Source organism: Corynebacterium durum, assembly GCF_030408675.1.
Lineage (GTDB): Bacteria > Actinomycetota > Actinomycetes > Mycobacteriales > Mycobacteriaceae > Corynebacterium > Corynebacterium durum.
The window spans coordinates 86418-103861 of sequence record NZ_CP047200.1 but is presented as its reverse complement, the minus strand read 5'-3'; the positions used below and the strand labels follow the sequence as shown (position 1 = coordinate 103861).

General features: G+C 56.1%; 19 protein-coding genes. 6 read left to right on the top strand and 13 right to left on the bottom strand.

Features of this window, described 5'->3' with window-relative positions:
* Window positions 1–2 precede the first annotated feature (2 nt).
* Both CDUR_RS00405 and CDUR_RS12915 read right to left on the bottom strand, forming a co-directional pair.
* Window positions 3–452 (bottom strand): methyltransferase family protein, encoded by a 450-nt coding sequence (locus tag CDUR_RS00405; protein WP_060995922.1) that lies wholly within the window; start codon window positions 450–452, stop codon window positions 3–5.
* Window positions 453–466: 14 nt separating this feature from the next.
* Complete coding sequence (locus CDUR_RS12915; RefSeq protein WP_179418565.1) at window positions 467–898, bottom strand: DUF2867 domain-containing protein; 432 nt, start codon at window positions 896–898, stop codon at window positions 467–469.
* 112 nt (window positions 899–1010) lie between these two features.
* On the opposite strand from CDUR_RS12915, the gene CDUR_RS00400 reads away from it, so the two are divergent.
* The gene (locus CDUR_RS00400) at window positions 1011–1751 is read left to right on the top strand and encodes an SDR family NAD(P)-dependent oxidoreductase (RefSeq protein WP_179418564.1); all 741 of its coding nucleotides are present in this window, start codon (window positions 1011–1013) and stop codon (window positions 1749–1751) included.
* A 4-nt stretch (window positions 1752–1755) separates the two neighbouring features.
* On the opposite strand, the gene CDUR_RS00395 is transcribed toward CDUR_RS00400, so the two are convergent.
* Window positions 1756–3282, bottom strand: coding sequence for an ATP-binding protein (locus CDUR_RS00395; RefSeq protein ID WP_179418563.1), 1527 nt, complete (start codon window positions 3280–3282; stop codon window positions 1756–1758).
* A gap of 134 nt (window positions 3283–3416) precedes the next feature.
* Complete coding sequence (locus tag CDUR_RS00390; RefSeq protein ID WP_179418562.1) at window positions 3417–3911, bottom strand: VOC family protein; 495 nt, start codon at window positions 3909–3911, stop codon at window positions 3417–3419.
* A 53-nt stretch (window positions 3912–3964) separates the two neighbouring features.
* Here CDUR_RS00390 and CDUR_RS00385 point away from each other — a divergent pair, with 53 nt between their 5' ends.
* On the top strand, window positions 3965–4732 hold the full coding sequence (locus CDUR_RS00385; protein ID WP_040358252.1) for a helix-turn-helix transcriptional regulator: 768 nt from the start codon (window positions 3965–3967) through the stop codon (window positions 4730–4732).
* Here CDUR_RS00385 and CDUR_RS00380 read toward each other — a convergent pair.
* The 3 genes from CDUR_RS00380 to CDUR_RS00370 form a co-directional block, all read right to left on the bottom strand.
* Window positions 4729–5559, bottom strand: coding sequence for an SDR family NAD(P)-dependent oxidoreductase (locus CDUR_RS00380; RefSeq protein WP_179418561.1), 831 nt, complete (start codon window positions 5557–5559; stop codon window positions 4729–4731). The two genes, CDUR_RS00385 and CDUR_RS00380, sit on opposite strands and share 4 nt — an antisense overlap.
* A gap of 42 nt (window positions 5560–5601) precedes the next feature.
* Entirely contained in the window at window positions 5602–7221 is a 1620-nt protein-coding gene (locus CDUR_RS00375; RefSeq protein WP_290208005.1) for a DUF885 domain-containing protein, read from the bottom strand.
* Window positions 7222–7338: 117 nt separating this feature from the next.
* Window positions 7339–7917, bottom strand: coding sequence for an LOG family protein (locus CDUR_RS00370; protein WP_179418560.1), 579 nt, complete (start codon window positions 7915–7917; stop codon window positions 7339–7341).
* Between the two features lie 160 nt (window positions 7918–8077).
* Here CDUR_RS00370 and CDUR_RS00365 point away from each other — a divergent pair, with 160 nt between their 5' ends.
* Window positions 8078–9049 carry an ROK family transcriptional regulator gene (locus tag CDUR_RS00365; protein ID WP_179418559.1) on the top strand — a complete coding sequence of 324 codons (972 nt, stop codon included), beginning with the start codon at window positions 8078–8080 and terminating at the stop codon, window positions 9047–9049.
* 11 nt (window positions 9050–9060) lie between these two features.
* Here the strand turns inward: CDUR_RS00365 and CDUR_RS00360 are convergent, their stop codons facing one another.
* Genes CDUR_RS00360 through CDUR_RS00350 form a run of 3 tightly spaced genes read right to left on the bottom strand, consistent with a single transcriptional unit; the run spans window position 9061 to window position 10846 of the window.
* Window positions 9061–9618 (bottom strand): gamma carbonic anhydrase family protein, encoded by a 558-nt coding sequence (locus tag CDUR_RS00360; RefSeq protein ID WP_179418558.1) that lies wholly within the window; start codon window positions 9616–9618, stop codon window positions 9061–9063.
* 1 nt (window position 9619) lies between these two features.
* Window positions 9620–10210 carry an HAD family hydrolase gene (locus CDUR_RS00355; RefSeq protein ID WP_179418557.1) on the bottom strand — a complete coding sequence of 197 codons (591 nt, stop codon included), beginning with the start codon at window positions 10208–10210 and terminating at the stop codon, window positions 9620–9622.
* A gap of 54 nt (window positions 10211–10264) precedes the next feature.
* Window positions 10265–10846: a nitroreductase family protein gene (locus tag CDUR_RS00350; protein WP_179418556.1), complete on the bottom strand. Its 582-nt coding sequence runs from the start codon at window positions 10844–10846 to the stop codon at window positions 10265–10267.
* 81 nt (window positions 10847–10927) lie between these two features.
* Between CDUR_RS00350 and CDUR_RS00345 the strand changes: the two genes are divergently transcribed.
* A complete protein-coding gene (locus tag CDUR_RS00345) occupies window positions 10928–11500 on the top strand; it encodes a DNA-3-methyladenine glycosylase (RefSeq protein ID WP_179418555.1) in 573 nt (190 codons plus the stop codon).
* A 6-nt stretch (window positions 11501–11506) separates the two neighbouring features.
* Here the strand turns inward: CDUR_RS00345 and CDUR_RS00340 are convergent, their stop codons facing one another.
* Entirely contained in the window at window positions 11507–12256 is a 750-nt protein-coding gene (locus CDUR_RS00340) for an ArsR/SmtB family transcription factor (protein ID WP_290208004.1), read from the bottom strand.
* Between the two features lie 46 nt (window positions 12257–12302).
* On the opposite strand from CDUR_RS00340, the gene CDUR_RS00335 reads away from it, so the two are divergent.
* The gene (locus CDUR_RS00335) at window positions 12303–13688 is read left to right on the top strand and encodes an MFS transporter (protein WP_179418553.1); all 1386 of its coding nucleotides are present in this window, start codon (window positions 12303–12305) and stop codon (window positions 13686–13688) included.
* A 16-nt stretch (window positions 13689–13704) separates the two neighbouring features.
* Here CDUR_RS00335 and amn read toward each other — a convergent pair whose 3' ends face one another.
* Both amn and CDUR_RS00325 read right to left on the bottom strand, forming a co-directional pair.
* Window positions 13705–15135, bottom strand: coding sequence for an AMP nucleosidase (gene amn / locus CDUR_RS00330; protein WP_179418552.1), 1431 nt, complete (start codon window positions 15133–15135; stop codon window positions 13705–13707).
* Window positions 15136–15219: 84 nt separating this feature from the next.
* Window positions 15220–15423: a hypothetical protein gene (locus CDUR_RS00325; RefSeq protein WP_179417163.1), complete on the bottom strand. Its 204-nt coding sequence runs from the start codon at window positions 15421–15423 to the stop codon at window positions 15220–15222.
* Between the two features lie 12 nt (window positions 15424–15435).
* Here CDUR_RS00325 and CDUR_RS00320 point away from each other — a divergent pair, with 12 nt between their 5' ends.
* Window positions 15436–16923 (top strand): succinic semialdehyde dehydrogenase, encoded by a 1488-nt coding sequence (locus CDUR_RS00320; protein ID WP_233452966.1) that lies wholly within the window; start codon window positions 15436–15438, stop codon window positions 16921–16923.
* The last annotated feature ends 521 nt before the right edge of the window (window positions 16924–17444 follow it).

Here is a 17444-nt window from a genome sequence, read left to right as displayed (position 1 = left end):
GGTTACCTTAATACCCACCGGGGTACCCGTCGAGCGTAATCCTCATATGTTGCCCCGAACTTCTCTTTCAACACCGCTTCCTCTGCGGGAATCTGAAATCGATCAATCATGGCGATATACATCATGGCGGGCACAACAGCAAGCAGCGATTTTCTCCACAAAGCATGTGCAAACAGCATTCCAGCCGTTCCGACGTACATGGGGTTTCTGGTCAGGCGAAATGGACCAGACTGCACAACAGTTGCCGCTGCGGAAACATTCATGGGGTCCACGGTTGTAGTTTCAGCCCTGAACTTGGCCACTGCAGAGGCACCCATGAGTGTGGATGCCGAGGCCAGACTGAGTGCCGCACCCCGTGACAGCAACGTACCTTTGGCTTTTCGACCAAACGATAGCTGCACGATAGCAGCGCCGAGGGCAATAGCGGCGGGAGGAATACGAAAATTATCCATACCACTACAACAGCCTAGACCTGAACGTTTTGCAAAAGGCGATGCACCACAAGCTTATGAAACGGCCATATAGCAGTCAGATACGCAGATCCCAAGGTCGAATAGGACCGTGCTTGCGTCTCTACTCCACCATGCGTACTGCTAGGAGACGATTCAACGACAAACCTGACGGTATATGAGATGTGCTTATCGTTGTTCCCACCAATTACCGCTTCAGGGGAAACCTCGTAAAAGGTGAATGGGCCAGCAGCTGATCCGACTTGAACGCTAAGATTCGGGGGATTAGGTTTTGGCTGTGGCGCAAAACCTACTGTTGAGACTACACGGTCTCGCAGGTGCATGAGGATGTGCAGCCATCTAGGAGTTGCCGAAAGCAGCATAGTTGTAAACTTCACAGCATCCCAGCTGGGAGGAATATTCGCGTAGTGGATATCAGCGCGCTTCATTGTCGAAATTCCGTCCTTGTCCTCATTTCGTCTCGATAGCCGCAGTGTACACTCCGCAACAAACACATGTAGGGTGGACGCGTTTCCGACAGGCGAGACAGAGGGGAAAATCATGCAACGTTTTGAGAATAAGACCATCCTTATCACTGGCAGTAGCAGCGGAATTGGTTTGGCCGGGGCGCGACGCCTCGTTGAGGAAGGTGCGCGGGTCATTATCACTGGCCGTACCGAAGAACGTCTTCAGGCTGCGGCTGCTGAGCTGGGTGATAATGCGATTGCCGTGTTAGACAACGTGTCGGACGGGAAAACACTGGAACGCCTCATCCCCGTGGTAGAGAAAGTGGGTTCGCTTGACGGTTTGTGGCTGAATGCCGCTTATGCTGTTGGCGCACCGCTGGAGGAGACAGATAAAGCAACAATCGAGGACATGTTTCAGGTGAATGTGGTGGCACCGATGCTGCAGATGGGTGCGCTTTCTCCCTTCCTGAATACCGGGGCGTCGGTACTTGTTACCTCATCGAGCGCGGTGTACGAGGGGCAGCCGGGAGTTGCGCTGTATTCCGCCAGCAAGGCCGCTATTCTCGCGGCGGCACGCAGCTGGGCGTCGGAACTCGCACCGCGCAATATTCGGGTAAATACCCTGGTACCGGGGCCGATTACCAGCAACTTGCGCTCCGTACTTCCTGATGAACTTCGTTCACAATTTGAAGAGAAGCTTGCCGACGTCGTGTTGCTTAAGAGAGTGGGAGACGCCAAGGAAGCTGCCGCCGTGGCATTGTTCTTGCTGTCCGATGATGCCAGTTACGTAACCGGCAGTTCATATGTGGTGGATGGTGGGCTGCTTATGAGCTGACACGTCAACGCGAAACTTTGTAGACAGTATCTCGTCGTCCTTGAGTGCCAACCATAGTGACCAGCCCATTGTCCAACAAGGCTTTCAGCGCATACCGCACTTGGCCTTTTGACAGCGCCGTAGCGTCGACTATGTCGTTCAGGTTGATGCTTCCTCGCTGGTCAATGACCCGATAAACAACTGAGGCATTCTTACCATATTTGTCCAGTTGAGCATCCGTTTCTGTGTTGCCGTCTATAACTGGTTGCGGTTCTGTAGCTCTAGCTGGCACCAACCCCATAACAGCATTCCCATGCCTTAGAAGCCGCACAGAGAAATGGACCCCATTGTCCGTGAAAATGGGTTTTCCCAGGTTACGGTCGTCCATGCTTTCTATAGCTTCACGGATTCCGCTACCTTCGCCTTCAATGATGGGATACCCCTCAGGGGTACGTAGCTGGCGTGCAATGTAGTACAACCGGGGATTTACTGCCACTGGCGTAATATCTGCACTTTCAAGTTGGCGAATCGATACTCCCTGCAAGCCACCGGGACTATCGATAATCAACGCATCGGGCAGTAACCGAATCTGAACACTCTTTCCAGCCCCCAGGGTGTTGGGGCCAAGGTCTCGATGCACAAGAGCGTTGGCAATGATTTCACGGATGGCGCTGAGCGGAAGTTCAGCAAGATCAGTCATGTGCCCGTTATCCAGGTAAACACGCACTGTTGATAGATTTTGTTCCACCCAATCCATGGCATCCTGTAGGAGCGTTGGTAATGGACCATCGAAATGCGTCAGATTACGTGTTCGCTGCCGTGATTCATCGCGAGGCAATCGCACCGCAGCCGTGACCTGCAGTCCTGGCTCCGGGCCTTGCGGATAGTTGCCAAGCGCATACAAACCAGCAAGGGTCAGCTCTCCATCACTGGTAATGATTCTTGTCAGCCGTAAAAGTTCAGTGTCATCATGTACCCACGCGAGCCTTCTACTGCTCTTGCGGGAGTTCACAATAAACTCTCGTAGAAGATCCTCATCGAGGTCAGCCACAGATGTCCCTGGAACTGGCGCCTCATCGTAGTGCGTTCGTTCGTTTGCCCCAAGCTTCGCCACTTCAAGCATGCGAAGATCACTGTCGTTCATCACGTAGTCACCATCAGCTTGGCGAAGGTACGCTTTCCCCTTGTACAGTGCTGGCTTGTGCATCAAAGACACATTGGCCACCGAGCACACCACAATGCTTTTATCGTCAATGGTCACGGTCTCTGTGTCCACCCAGGGAGCCGGATGAACAAGGTTTCGCGCTTGGCTCACAATCCCAGCTTCAATCTCTGCGGCATTGGGCACGCCAACCAGTTCAAAGTCCGCCTTCTCGTCAACACCCAAGATGATCGTTCCACCTTCAGGCATGTTGGCGAAAGCACACAGCGTTTCTGGCAGGTTTATCGGCAATCCCCCAGCTGCCTTTTTCACTTCAACAGTAGCGTTATCGCCACGGTTGCTACGCAGGTGCTCAATGACCTGGAGCACCTCTTCCTTGGACCAACCCACACTGTAAGACTACAAATTTACACTCTACACTGCAAACTTTTTTACACTGTGGAGTGCAAAAATCCCCCGAACAGCACTTTTACACTGCAACAGTGTAAATCACACTGCAAATTTTTACACTCTACACTGTAAAACTATCCTTGTTCCGCCGCCCATTCGTTAACGCGGCGCGCGCTTTCTTCTTCGCCGAGGTCTTCCACTCTGGTGAGGATGGTCCACCGAACGCCGAAGGGGTCGCACATGGAAGCGTACCGGTCACCCGAGACAAAGGTTGTCAATGGTTCGCGAATAGTCGCACCATGATCAACAGCACGGTTGACCACATTGTCCACGTCTGGGCAGTAGAGCGCTAGAGAATAGCAGCAATCTTCGCCCGCAGGCGGTGCCACGGTGTGGTACTGGGGGTTGGGGTCGGCAACCTGGAGTTTTCCCTTCCCAAAGTCCAGTTCCGCATGCATCACTGTGCCGTTTGCCTCAACGATGCTCACGATCCGAACCCCGAACACTGATTCATAGAATGCAATGGCCTCCCTCGCCTGTGGGATGGTGAGAAATGGTGTCAGGCTGGTTGAGCCGTGCGGGATTCCGTTGGTGGTATGCGCGCCTGTCGCGCCATGGTGTTTTTCCATACAATAACCGTATGAGCACGCTCGACCCCTATTCTTGAAGATTCACGACAGCCATGCCAGCCCTCTCCGATAGCCGTGGAATTCTGTACCCGCATCACCTACCGCGTTTTGAGCGTCGCCCCGCCCCCGCTGATCTGACGCACATGATCCGCTGGTTCTGGATACCACGCTGGAATCTCCCACCAGGTGAAGTCTCAACCCAAAAAGTGTTGCCTTTTCCCGCAACAAACCTGGTCATTGAACCATCAATGATAGCTCTGCACGGCCCCACCACGAAGCTATCCACACGCACGCTTCGTGGTAGCGGCTGGGCAATAGGCGCGCTGCTCAGACCTGCGGGTACTGGCGCACTTCACCCCGGCATGACGTGCGGCACCACGTTGCGTATCGACGCCCCCGCACTCCACCGCAGCGTTGTATCGTCCATGCCACATGATGCTGACGCGGCCGTCGATACGTATGCGCAATGGATGCGCGAACGCGCCGCCGACGTTGATGAGGGCGGGCAGCTCGCTAACCGTATGGAGGACATTATTGCTGGCGACCGGGGTATCGTGCGGGTGGAGCAGGTCGCGGAGCAGCTTCATGTGTCGGTGCGGAGTGTGCAACGCCTGGCCAAAAGGTATGTGGGGGTTTCGCCGGTGGCAATGATCCGCAGGTATCGCCTTCAGGAGGCAGCCCAGCGGCTACGTGAGGACACGCACACAACCATCGCGCAGATAGCAGCGGACCTGGGCTACGCTGACCATGCGCATCTCAACGCGGATTTTCGGCAGGTTCTGGGCTTCAACCCGGGAGATTATCGACGCACCAGCGCCTAAACCAACACCCCTACCATCTCTGCGGATTTTTCCCACAGTTCGCTGGCTGCATTGGGGTCGGCAGCAAGCGGCGCGCTTTTGGCCGGGCGATCATTCTGGTAGTAGCCACCGGGAATGAAATCAACACCCAATCGTCCGTTAACCAGGTACACCATGCGGTCTGCTCCATAGTTGGTGGAACGCAGGAAGGGCTTGAGTAGTCGGCTGCTGTAGAACCGCGCCGCAAGACCCGTGGTGCCTGTGCCGATGTTTGAGCCAATGGAACCGGGATGGTATGACACCCCGAAAATGCCGCGGTCAGCGAATCGCACGCTGAGTTCCTTGGCAAAAAGAATGTTGGCAAGTTTGGAGTTTCCGTACGCTCGGGTTGAGGAGTAGTGATGCTGTAGGTTGAGGTCGTCCATATCAAGCTCGGAGAACAGTTTTGCACCTAACGACGCCGTGTTCACCACCACCCCTTCACCTTCCGCAAGCTCATCAAGCAGCAGGTTTGTCAACAAGAATGGGCTGAGATGGTTAACTTGGAAGGTTTTCTCGTAGCCGTCCACGGTTTCTTCACGTACAGCGCCGAAGATACCGCCTGCGTTGTTAATCAGGACGTCGATACGCGGCACCTTCTCCTTGATGCGGGCCGCGAGGTCACGAACCTGACTTAGATCGCCGAAATCGGCGGTGAGGTAGGTGCAACCTAGAGGGTCGGCCACCGCGCGTATTTTCTCTGGGTTGCGGCCGACCAGGATCAACGTGTTATTGTCCGTGGCCAGCCGTTTCGCTGCGGCGGCCCCGATGCCGTCGCTGGCTCCGGTGAGGATGATGGTTCGTTTCATGCCCCCGACCCTACCGAAGCGGCTTTAACGAGGCATGCGCGGTCATCCCATCACGACGTCCCGGAGAATCTCCATGGGAATGGATCCCTGCGCCAACGCCTTTGCGTGGAATTCCACAGCGGATAACCCGGCCTCGGTTGCATCGGAACGCAACTCTTGCCAGAGGCGTTGCCCCAGTGCATACGAGGGCGCCTGCCCGGGCCAGCCGAGATAACGGTTTAGTTCAAAACGTAGGTTCGCGTCGGCCATGGCGGTGTGCGAGCGCAGGAATTCACCGGCATAGTCGGCGTCCCATACACCCTGTCCATCGGGGGTTTTCTTGCCCAAGTGCACGCCGATGTCAAGAGCGACACGGGCGGCACGGAAACGCTGGGCGTCGAGAAGCCCCATGCGGAAACCGGGGTCTTCCAGGTACCCCAGCTCGGCCATGAGTTGTTCGGCGTACAGAGCCCACCCTTCACCATGCCCGGAGTTCCAGCAGGCCACGCGACGCCACAGGTTGAGCTTGTCGCGCTCGGTCAGCGCCAGCCCCAACTGCAGGTGGTGTCCCGGCGCGCCTTCGTGGTAGACGGTGGTGAGTTCCTGCCAGGTGTAAAATACTTCTTCACCTGCAGGAACGGACCACCACATTCGTCCTGGCCGGGAGAAGTCGTCGGTGGGCGGGGTGTAGAAAATGCCGCCAGTTCCTGCGGGGTCAATGAGGCATTCGATGGTCCTGACGGGTTCGGGAATATCAAAGTGCGTGCCATTTAGATCACTGATGGCTTTATCTGCGATGCCTTGCATCCATTCTTTGAGGGCGTCGGTGCCGTGGAGTTGGTAGCGCTCCTCTTTGTTGAGGCGTTCCATGGCTTCTTTCACCCCGACGTCGCTGCCGTAGAGTTCGGTAGCGATGCGTTCCTGTTCGGCGGTGATGTCCTTCAGGCGTTCTAGTCCCCAGTCGTAGGCTTCATCAAGGTCCACGCGGGCACCAACGAACTCGTGGGAAAACAACTCGTAGCGTTCCCGCCCCACAGCATCGTCGGTGGGGGCTTGGGGTGCGAGTTCTTGTTTCAGCCAGTCCGCGAATTCCCCGAATGCGGCCCGTGCTTGTGGGACTTCCTGCGCGTGCCTGCCGACACCCAGTCGCTCCAGCATCGAGCCGTCTTTGGCCAGGTCAATACATTGTGTGATCACTTCGTTGATCTGGCGGATCGCCGCGACGTTTCCCTGGGATGCTGCGAGGGTAAGGGATTCCTTGTACCCCTCTAGCGCTGCGGGCACTGCTGCAAGGCGGCTTTGCATATGTCGTTTGGGAGTGAGGTTGAGGGTGTCGCGGATGGATTGGATGGGTGAGGCGATGTTATTGAGGTCGCGGTAGTTTTCGCCACGTTCGTGTTTGGCTAGTTCCACCCCTAGGCGGTCTTTCAGCACTGCGGCGGTAACCTTGTCCACGTCGTCGAGGGTGTTGTCGCCCGCAGCCTCCTCTTCCATCACTGTAGCGAGCAGGGTACGGGCTTCAACGGCGAGGGAATCATAATACTCAGGTGAGAAGTTTTCTATATCGCCGTCACGGCCGTGGATGCCCCAGGCGGTGGCGGAGAGAGGTGAAAGTTTCGCCAGGTTATGCACGTATGTGTCACAGGCGTGGTCGAGCTTTGAGGGGGTTCGCTGTTCAGTCACAATGAGACATGCTACCCGTGTAACAGGATGCCGCGATGGGAAACGCTCAGGGAAACCACAGTAGAAATAGCGGCCGGAACCCCTCACGCAGCACAGCAGCCAGAAAAACGGTGTATATCAGTCTCCCCATTTCCCACCGGGCGCGTGCCACCGTTCCAACGCGGCGAAAAGATCATCAGGGTTATCCACCACAATGAGGGTAGCAATGTACTTTGGGTTGATAAATCCCGCGTCGCACATGCACTGGAGGGTGTACACGAAGGGGGTCCAGAAACCGTCAATGTTGTAGAGCACAATCGGCCCGGTAATCTCACCCAGCTGTTGGAGGGTGAGTACTTCACTGAGTTCTTCCAGGGTCCCCACTCCACCAGGAAGGGCTATGTAGGTGTCGGCGAGTTGCTCCATTCGGGTTTTGCGCTGGGCCATGGTGTCCACCACTTCCAGCTCAGTGAGGCCAGGATGAGCAATTTCACGGTCGACGAGGCTGCGGGGGATGATGCCGGTGATGTGGAGCCCATGTGCTGTCGCGGCGTCACCAAGCACACCCATCAAACCGATGTTTCCGCCGCCATAAACGACGGAAATGTTTCTCACGGCTAATTGTTCAACAATTTCAGAGATAGCAGATTTGTAAGTCAGATTATGCCCGTTTGCAGATCCGCAGTAGAAGGCAATACAGTGTGGGGAATGCGGCATGACCTCCACATTAACTGTTAATATAGGTATTGTCTTCCTCTGGTATAGAATTTTTCAATGACCTAAAAATAGACCATCCGGTCTATTGAACTTATCTCACAGACTGGGAAATTTAAGTTTTTCCTAGACGGCCTAGTCTATGTTTTATAGACTTTTTTTCATGCGCACCCTGGCAACAACCCCAGCAACACCGTACTTCATACTGCCCGAAACACCGGCTGCCGCATGCTTGCATTACCTACGACACCACGGATTAACCACCCGTAATGAACTTGTAACACGTACAGGATTCTCTCAGCCCACGGTGACAAGGGCGGTCACAGCACTTATTCAGGCACAGCTGGTCCAGGAGCGCCCCGATCTCATCTTTTCGTCCGGCCCGGGCCGGCCGCGCGTACCTGTGGAACTAGCCCCTTCACCACGACTTCACGTCGGAGTTAGTATTTTTGCTCACGAATATTTCGTCGGTTATTTTGACACCAAAGGTCGCACAGTACGGCACCGTCAAGTGCCCTATACGCTTTCACGAACCACGCCGGAAAAACTATGGGAGCACATTAGTACCTCAATCCATCTCACTGGATCTTCGCTGGGACTGCCCATCGCCAACATAGGCATTTCCACCATCGGCACCGTTGACGACCAAGGCACCGTCACCATGCCACTGCCCGGCTGGGGCACCATCAACTGCACCGAAAAACTCCTCACGGAATTCGGTGCACCCGTCAGCGTCGCGGACATCGCCACCTCACTTGCCGCAGCGGAACTTTTCTCCGCCCCCACCGGACCCGTGCCACCCACGCTCGTCCTGGTTGCCGACGACACCTTCAGCGCCGCCACCATTGTTGATGGCGTGGCCGCCCCCATCAAAAGCACGCAACCAACCACGGTTCAGGCGCTTATCGACGCCGCGACTCCCGTGGTGCACGAAGCCAACATCCAGCGCATCATCCTTGCCGGTGCCAGCTTTGTGCGTGACCAAGACCTCCGCTCCCATGTGGGACAAAAACTCTCGACCAGCGGGAAAGACACCATCGAACTGCGGCTCATCCCCGAGCGTGAACTGGAAATGCGCTCCGCAGCACGGGCGATCGCCCTCGATCGGTGCATCGCGCACCCGGTGGCAAGCTAGCCGGAAGCAGGCTAGCTGAAACGCACCTCGTCGAGGGTGAGCGCGGCGTCGATACCCGCCTGCGTGCTGGCCGTCACAACATAGCGTGCGGCATGGGGAATGAACGCAGCGGATTGTTCGTCGCTCAACTCTCGGCGAACCTTCGCGGGAACACCTGCGGCCAGGGACTTTGCCGGAATCTCCTGGTGCTCCAGCACAATCGCGCCAGCGGCAATGAGCGACCCCGCCCCCACCACCGAATGCGACAACAACGCTGCCTTCATGCCCACCAACGTGCCATCATGCACAGTGGTCCCGTGCAGCAGGGCCATGTGGCCAACTGTCACATCGTCGCCAATCGTGCAGGGCGCATCCCCATCCACATGAACGGTCGAATTATCCTGAATATTAGTGCGCGCACCGATGCGGATCGGGCCCACATCACCACGCAACACGCACCCATAAAACACGCTGGAATCGGGGCCAATCACCACGTCACCAATGATGGTGGCGTTCGGGGCGATCCACGCCGACTCATGGATCCTCGGCACAGCGCCCTTAAACGGCAGAATCAGCGGCTGCATACTCATACTAGGAATTCCTCTCCACTTCATCCTTCACATCATCAATGTTGCGGAACACCACGCCAGTGATCCCCAGCGCACGGGCAGCAGCGACATTGTCGGGGTTATCGTCAAAAAACACCGTATCTTCGGGTGTGGAACCTAAGTTCTGCAACGCCGCCTTAAAAGCCTCCGGGTGCGGCTTAGCCACTCCCAGATCACAGGACATGGTCACCGCATTAAACTTATCCAACCACGCATGTTGCTTCCGCACACGTCGCGCCAGACCATGCGGAATATTCGACAGCAAGCCCACGCGTTCCCCCTGGTTGATCATCTCAGTTACGTAGGAAACCATCTCTTCATCAGGTGCCAACCAACCGCGATAATCCACCTCGATCGCAGCATCCACATCAAACGGCGGCAGGTCAAGAGCAGTGCGGAACTTCTCCCAGTACTCCTGCTCAGTGAGAAGACCCGCGTCCAAGTCGTAGCGGAACTCCCAATATGTTTCCCATATCTCTGGACCTGCCCCCACCACTCGTTCGATGTCGCGCAGCGCCCCCTCCTCTTGGACTTTCAGCAGGACACCATACAGATCGAAAAGATACGCAGTCATAGCACCAAGGCTAAATGAAGCATTACCCTGCTGCAATCATAATCCAGTGTGTGATCAGTACCGGTCGATCACGAGCCTATCGGCAGCACGACCTGGGTGCGCAGGAAACTCAGCCGGATACCCCACAGCAGTGACAAGCCCAATAGCACGGTCATCACGACCACCCAGACCAATAGCCTCTTTCACCTTTTCTTCATCCCACCCCGTTGTCGGGCTGGTAGCCAAGCCCTCAGCCTGCGCGGCAAGCAACGCAAACCCAGCAACAAGCATCGCGTCCTTCATACCAGCCTCACGCAGTTCAGCCGGAGTTTTTGGATCCCGCCACTGCGCAACCACAGCCTTACGCTCTGCCCCTAGAATCTCTTCCGCATCCTTAGGGAAGGTTTCCGCACGAGCAACGGTGACCAGCACCACCGGGGCGTCGATAAACTGCCGTTGACCAGATGCTTCAAACAACGCCTGCTTTACCTCTGGATCACGAATCACCACGAGATCACGAAGCTGGAGATTGAAAGAACTCGGTGCCTCCAGAGCATGAGACACGACGCGATCCAGCACGTCAGCCGGAATGTCCTTATCCTCAAATTTGCGTGTGGCCCGCCGGGATGCAATCGCCTCTGCAACAGTTAACGACATAGAAACCTCCATAGGTTGATCAAATTGCCACTATCCTACACGCTCCATCCACGACACCGGGTTGTCCAGTACACTCGCCACATGATCAACTTCGCCGATGCCCCCGACGTTGTCGCCCCACAACTACTCGGGTGCGTGCTCACCATCGGCGAGGTCAGCCTCCGTATTACGGAGGTAGAAGCTTACCTCGGTGCGAATGATGAAGCCTCCCACGCTTATCGAGGCAAAACCGCCCGCAACGCCGCTATGTTCGGACCTCCCGGATGCCTCTACGTTTACAACTCCTATGGCATCCACAAAGCAGGCAACATTGTGTGCTGGCCCGACGGCACCGCAGGCGGAGTGCTTCTGCGAGCAGGTGCCATTGTTGCTGGTAGCGACGTCGCGCAGGCCAGGCGTGGCGACGTCCACCCGCACTCCCGACTCGCCCAAGGTCCAGGCAACCTCGGGAAAGCACTCGGATTGCTCATCGAACACAACCACTCCCCCATCTCGCAGGACCCAACTGATGCGGAGGCTGGTTTTCTTTTAGTCAGCCCCGATGAACCCGTGGACTACATGACCGGGCCGCGCATCGGTATCAGCAAAAACACCGAACCCCATTGGCGTTTCTGGATTCCTGGGGACCCCACAGTCTCGAAAAAACGCAGGTGAATGGGGCTAATCGAGGTCTATGTTCAGATCGTTCAGCATCGTGGTACCCGCCGGTGTGAGCTTTACAGCGCGAGTTCCCTTTACCCGTGTTATCCACTGGCGAGCAAAGAATTGCTGACACACGTGCTTGCCCAGCGCACCACCGACATGAAACCGACGCTCTGTACAGTCGAGACAGGCCTTCGCCATAAGCTGTCTGGAACCATCGATTCCCAAGGAATGGAAGAAGTTCACGCCGTCAGTAGTGACTGCCCAATCCGGCGCAATGAACCCCTGCTCAATGAAATGGGTGCAAAGACGAACCCCAAGTCTTCCAGCGAGATGGGAATAGCAGGTACGTGCATCCGCTAAAGCCTTAGTAGTTCGATGTGCATTCAGGCTTTGAGGTGTTGGCAGTAGATCTGACGACAATACACCAAGAGCCTCGATCACTTCCGCAACATGGCTGCCAGCAAGCGTGACATAACGATGGCACCCCTGCCGAATGTCATGCGCAATATCGACCTTAACCAGCTTATTCACGTGTTCCGTTGCCGTGGATCGCGATACGCCTGCATAATGCCCAAGTTCGCCAACAGTCCAGGCAGTGCCACTCATAAGCGCTGCGCACATTGCTGCACGCGACTGGTCGGATAGCACATCGCAGAGGACAGAAACATCCGGAACTGCCTCGGGAAAATAACGCGTATTCATTAACAACCACTCTAGCGACCACTTTGTTCGCCCCACATCGAACCAAAACGGTTCTATGGTCACATTCGTACCCCTCGACCACAGCTTACAGTTATCACGTAAGGCAATCATGCGACACCTTAATGAGCGCATAGCACTGTGCACAGTATTATGCGGTTTCTTCGTAGTTATGCTCGACACGACCATTGTCAACGTGTCGCTTCCCTACATCGGCAAGGACCTTGGTGGCACAACCTCGTCTCTACAGTGGGTGGTTGATTCCTATACGCTTTTATTCGCTGCGCTTCTTCTAACATCAGGCACCGCTTGCGATCGCCTGGGGACTCGATACATCTACTGCGCAGGACTGATCACATTCGCGATCTTTTCCTTTTCCTGCGCACTGTCCACATCCATGTGCGCACTGATTATTTTTCGAGCTTTTCAAGGCATTGGGGCAGCAATGGTCGTTCCGAGCTCGCTTGTTTTGATTGCAGAAATGTACTCTGACCATATAAAACGCACGAAGATAATCGGTTTGTGGGGCGCTGCTGGAGGAATTGCAGCAGCACTTGGCCCCATTTTAGGGGGCATGCTTGTTTCAGCGATAAATTGGAATGCAGCGTTTTGGATCAACATACCCATCATCGCCGTCCTTATCGTGCTGATTATCGGTTATGTGCCCTCTCGACAACCTGATAACAATAAGCGCTTCGATCTGTGGGGACAGGTCACCTCAATCCTCGGCCTATCCGCGATCACTTATCTTGTCATCACATGGGGAGAACGTGGATGGAACTCCTTGTATATCGCCTGGCTCATCGGCGGAATAATGCTGGTCTTATGTTTCTTCATCATTGAATCAGCAACGCCCGACCCCATGCTTCCACTGGCGCTCTTTAAGGAAAGAAGATTCAGAATCGCGTTGTTCGTCGGCTTTTGCCTTAACTTCAGCTTTTTCGGACAACTCTTTATTCTGTCGCTGTATTTTCAAGATTTCCTTGGCTGGTCGCCATGGCTGGCAGGCTTGGCCTTAGCGCCGCAAGCCACCTCGGCCATCATCGCCTCGCCTCTGGGCGGACGATGTGCTGCCGCATACGGCACATACCCAGCGATGTTGGCTGGACTGCTTGTGGGCGCGGGCGGCTTTTCAAGTCTTATGTTTGTATCGCCAGAGACCCCCTATCCAGTGGTTGCAGTCCTCACATTTTGCGCGGGATTTGGCATGGCGTTCGCTATGCCAGCGGCAACCTCGGCAGCCGTCAATGCGTCGCCACCAGCACATGTCGGAGTTGCCGGTGGTGTTATTAATACCGCGCGGCAAATCGGTAGCGTTTTTGGCGTTGCGGCACTGGGGGCATTCATTACCTCGGGCAGTTTTCTTACGGGGTTCCACGTCGCTGTTCTCATCGCAGGCGGGGTCTTTGCACTGGCAGCCGCCATCGTGTTGGGTTCCATGCTGCGCCCACGCCGTCCACCACTAGACACAGCTACTTTCGGAGACGGCGTGGATTAACCGGGGCGTCGATAAGCTACCTAAACGGCACTTCCCCAATGGTGCGCCGAAGCTTGCGGGTGTGCAGTTTCTCGGGGTTCGCGGCCAGCGTTTCCATTGCGCGAACGGCGCACATGAGGTGGGCTTCTTTGGAGTTGGAGTAGAAGGCTTGGGCGGCGGCGGGGAGTTTCGGTACGTTGTGGAGTGGCAGGTCAGACACCGCCAGCAGTGTCCCGTAGGGGATGCGGTAGCGGTAACCATTAGTGGCCAGCGCGGCGCTTTCCATGTCAACGGCCACAGCGGTGGAGCCGCGGAGGATGCGCCACAGATCATGGGGTGTGTGCCATTCCCAGTTGCGGTCGTCGGTGGAGAGGACGGTACCAGTACGCATGAGGTCTTGGGATTCCCCGTAGACTGCGTGAACGCTGGCTTCGAGGGCGCGTTGCACTTCCGGAACTGCCGGGATGGGGATGTTGACCCCGATGCGGTCGTCGAGAATGTGATCACGGCGCTGGTAGGCGTTGCCGAGGATGAGGTCGCCGATGCGCATGCGCCCATCAAGCCCGGCACAGTGTCCGATCATCGCCCAGCATTCGGGGCGGAGGACGGCAAGGCAGTCGGTGATGGTTTTGGCGTTGGATGGACCGACGCCAATGTTGATGATCGTGATGCCATCTCCGTCGGTTGTACAGAGATCGTAGCGCGGCATTTGGTAGCGGCTATCTAAGTTATACTCGCAGGTTGCAGCGTTGTTGGCAGTAACTTTTTCGCCATTGGGCAGCAGCATATGCGTGTAGCGGGTGTCGCCTTTCACCAGTTCGGCCAGTCCGTACTTCACGAATTCTGTGGTGTGCATGGCGTAGTTGGTGAACAGGATGAATTGTTGCACGCCGTCGGCGGGGATGCCGGTGTAGTGTTCGATGCGTTTGCAGGCCACATCGAAGCGGTGCGGCGCGAAGTGGAAAAGCGGCAGTTCGTCACTGTGAAAGGCGTCCCAGGCGCTGTCGACAATGCCGTCGTCAACGAAGTCTAGGCTGGGCTGTGGAATTGCCGAGTCCCCCGAGCCACCTCCCGTCTCTCCCCCAATGCCACCAATATTTTGCGGGGTGTTTTCCAGTCCGTCAATGAACACGGGCGGGATCTGAATGTCGCTGTAGCAGGTGTAGATGTCACAGGGGTAGTTGGTGACCAGCCGGGTGAGCATGTCCATGAGGTAGGCGCGCATCATTCGCGGCCTGCTGAGCACCGCCGAGTACCGCCCCGCATGGTCAACATACCCGTAGGGTTCGGTGCGGTCGATGGGCCGCCATTGTTTCACGTCAACAATGAGCTTTGGGTAGACGACATCGCGGTAAAGCTCGTGGTTCCCGCTGCCCAGCGCCTCCTCGGCCAACTCAACCACCGCATCGTACATGGTAATGAGGGCGTCAACTGCGGCTTCGGCGCTGTTATGCTCAGTGAACGTCATGGTTTCCAGGATAGGGAAAAACATGTTCGCAGCTGGTGTGCTATGTCATTATTGCTGGTTAGTGCGCAGGAAACAGTGTTGTTATCACCTGTATTGTTGTTCGCGGTGTCGATACGCGCAGGGTATATGCCGCCGGAGTTTCTGCTGTTCGCAGGCTTGAATGCGTCGAACCGGCATCGTGGTCGCAACGATGCTGTGTGCGTTTGCTGCATCGGTTTTGCAGGAAAAACAGTGCATGACGGCACGCCCAAGACTTTGTGCAGCACCAGAGTCGAAAATAGATGCCATAGATTTAAGGGTATGAGTTCAAGTGACATCATTTCTGTTTATTCCCCCGCCACTGGCGAGCATGTTGGTGATGTCCCCGCGCACACCGCCGATTTCACCCGCAAAGCATTTGCTGCCGCACGCGATGCCCAAAAACAGTGGGTGTCGACGTCGCTTCAGCACCGGAAGGCGGTGATGTTGCGGCTACATGACATGGTGTTGGAGCGGCAGTCGGAACTCATGGATGTGATTCAGTCGGAGACTGGCAAGAACCGCGCAAGTGCGTTCGATGAAGTGCTGGATGTGGCAATCACCGCGCGTCATTACGCGTATGCCGCGCCGCGCATGCTGCGAACTCGCCGCAAAAAGGGCGCATTACCCGTGCTCACGCACACTGTTGAGGAGCATGTTCCGCATGGCGTGGTGGGGATTATCGCACCGTGGAACTACCCGTTGACACTGACGGCCTCCGATGCGATTCCGGCGTTGCTGGCGGGCAATGGTGTGGTGCTCAAGCCGGATTCGCTTACTCCGCTGACGGCATTGAAGATTGCTGAGCTGTTGTACGAATCGGGCATTCCCCGTGATCTGTTCCATGTGGTGTCGGGGTCGGGCGGCGTGGTGGGACGCGCGATCACTGAGGGATGCGACTATTTGATGTTCACGGGTTCAACGATGACGGGGCGACGCTTGGGCAGCATCGCGGGTGAGCGTCTGATCGGGTATTCGGCGGAATTAGGCGGCAAGAATCCCATGATCGTAGCCCACGACGCGGATATTGAACGCGCTGTTCAGGGTGCTATTTCGGGGTGTTTTTCCAACTCGGGGCAACTGTGTGTATCCATTGAACGCATCTATGTGCATGAGGCGATTGCGCAGGAGTTCCTTGAACGGTTCGTCGCAGCAATAGAGGCGATGCGGATTGGTCCCGGCCCGGAGTGGGACGTGGACATGGGAAGTCTCATTTCCGCCGAGCACCGCGAGCGCGTTGAGGACATGGTTAACGATGCCGTGACTCGTGGCGCCACCGTTCTTGCTGGCGGACGTGCCCTCCCGGACCTCGGCGAAGCCTTCTATGCGCCCACTGTGCTGACGAACGTGGCGAAACGATCGAAGCTATACCGCGAGGAGGTGTTCGGCCCGGTGGTGTACGTGGAGACAGTCGACAGCATCAGCGAGGCCATTCAACGCGCTAACGATTCTGAATATGGCCTGAACGCCAGCGTGTTTGCCGACCCCGACACTGCATGGGAGATTGCTTCGCAGTTGGAGGTGGGCACAGTCAACATCAACGAAGGTTACGCTGCCACCTGGGGAAGTATCGACGCCCCGATGGGTGGCTGGAAGGCATCGGGCGTGGGGCGTCGCCACGGCGACGAGGGCTTATTGAAGTACACGACAACACGCACTGTCTCCTCGCAGCGCGTCATGCCAGTGTCAGGCCCTGGCGAGGTTGCGCGGGAAACCTATACCTCTGCATTGAAGACGGCACTAAAGCTGGGCAAACGTGTGCTGCGCTGACCAAGTAGCAGAGATGTCATTTCCTTAAGAAATAGTAAATCAAATGACAGGACGAGGCCCGCTGCGCGCGTTTTCGCACGCTAACGGGGCTTTCTTATAACATCTCAACCATAGCAAATGTTATATCAACTTGACTTTTGAAGAGAAATCAGGTATGAAAATACAGCTCTTTATGCAGAGCGCAACCAGGATTGAAGCCGTGTCCACAATGCGGACATGAGTGAGTCCTTGCATAGAGCACATACCCCATTGTGATTCCACACACACCACAGAGAATGGTGTTATCCGCATCAACAGAGACAGTGCCAAACGGATGGTCGGTACATTGCTCATGGCACTGATAACAAGCCCACCAGGCATTACAGGTAGCGCAGCGGTTCGCAATGACGTCCACCGATGACCGGTAGTGGCAACAACGTCCATGGGGATCAACATCAACACCATGGATAGCTGGGCGCGGCGACGGTGCAGGAGTCATAGGCCCAGTATTCTCACGTGACGGCATGTGCGCAAGGCCCATG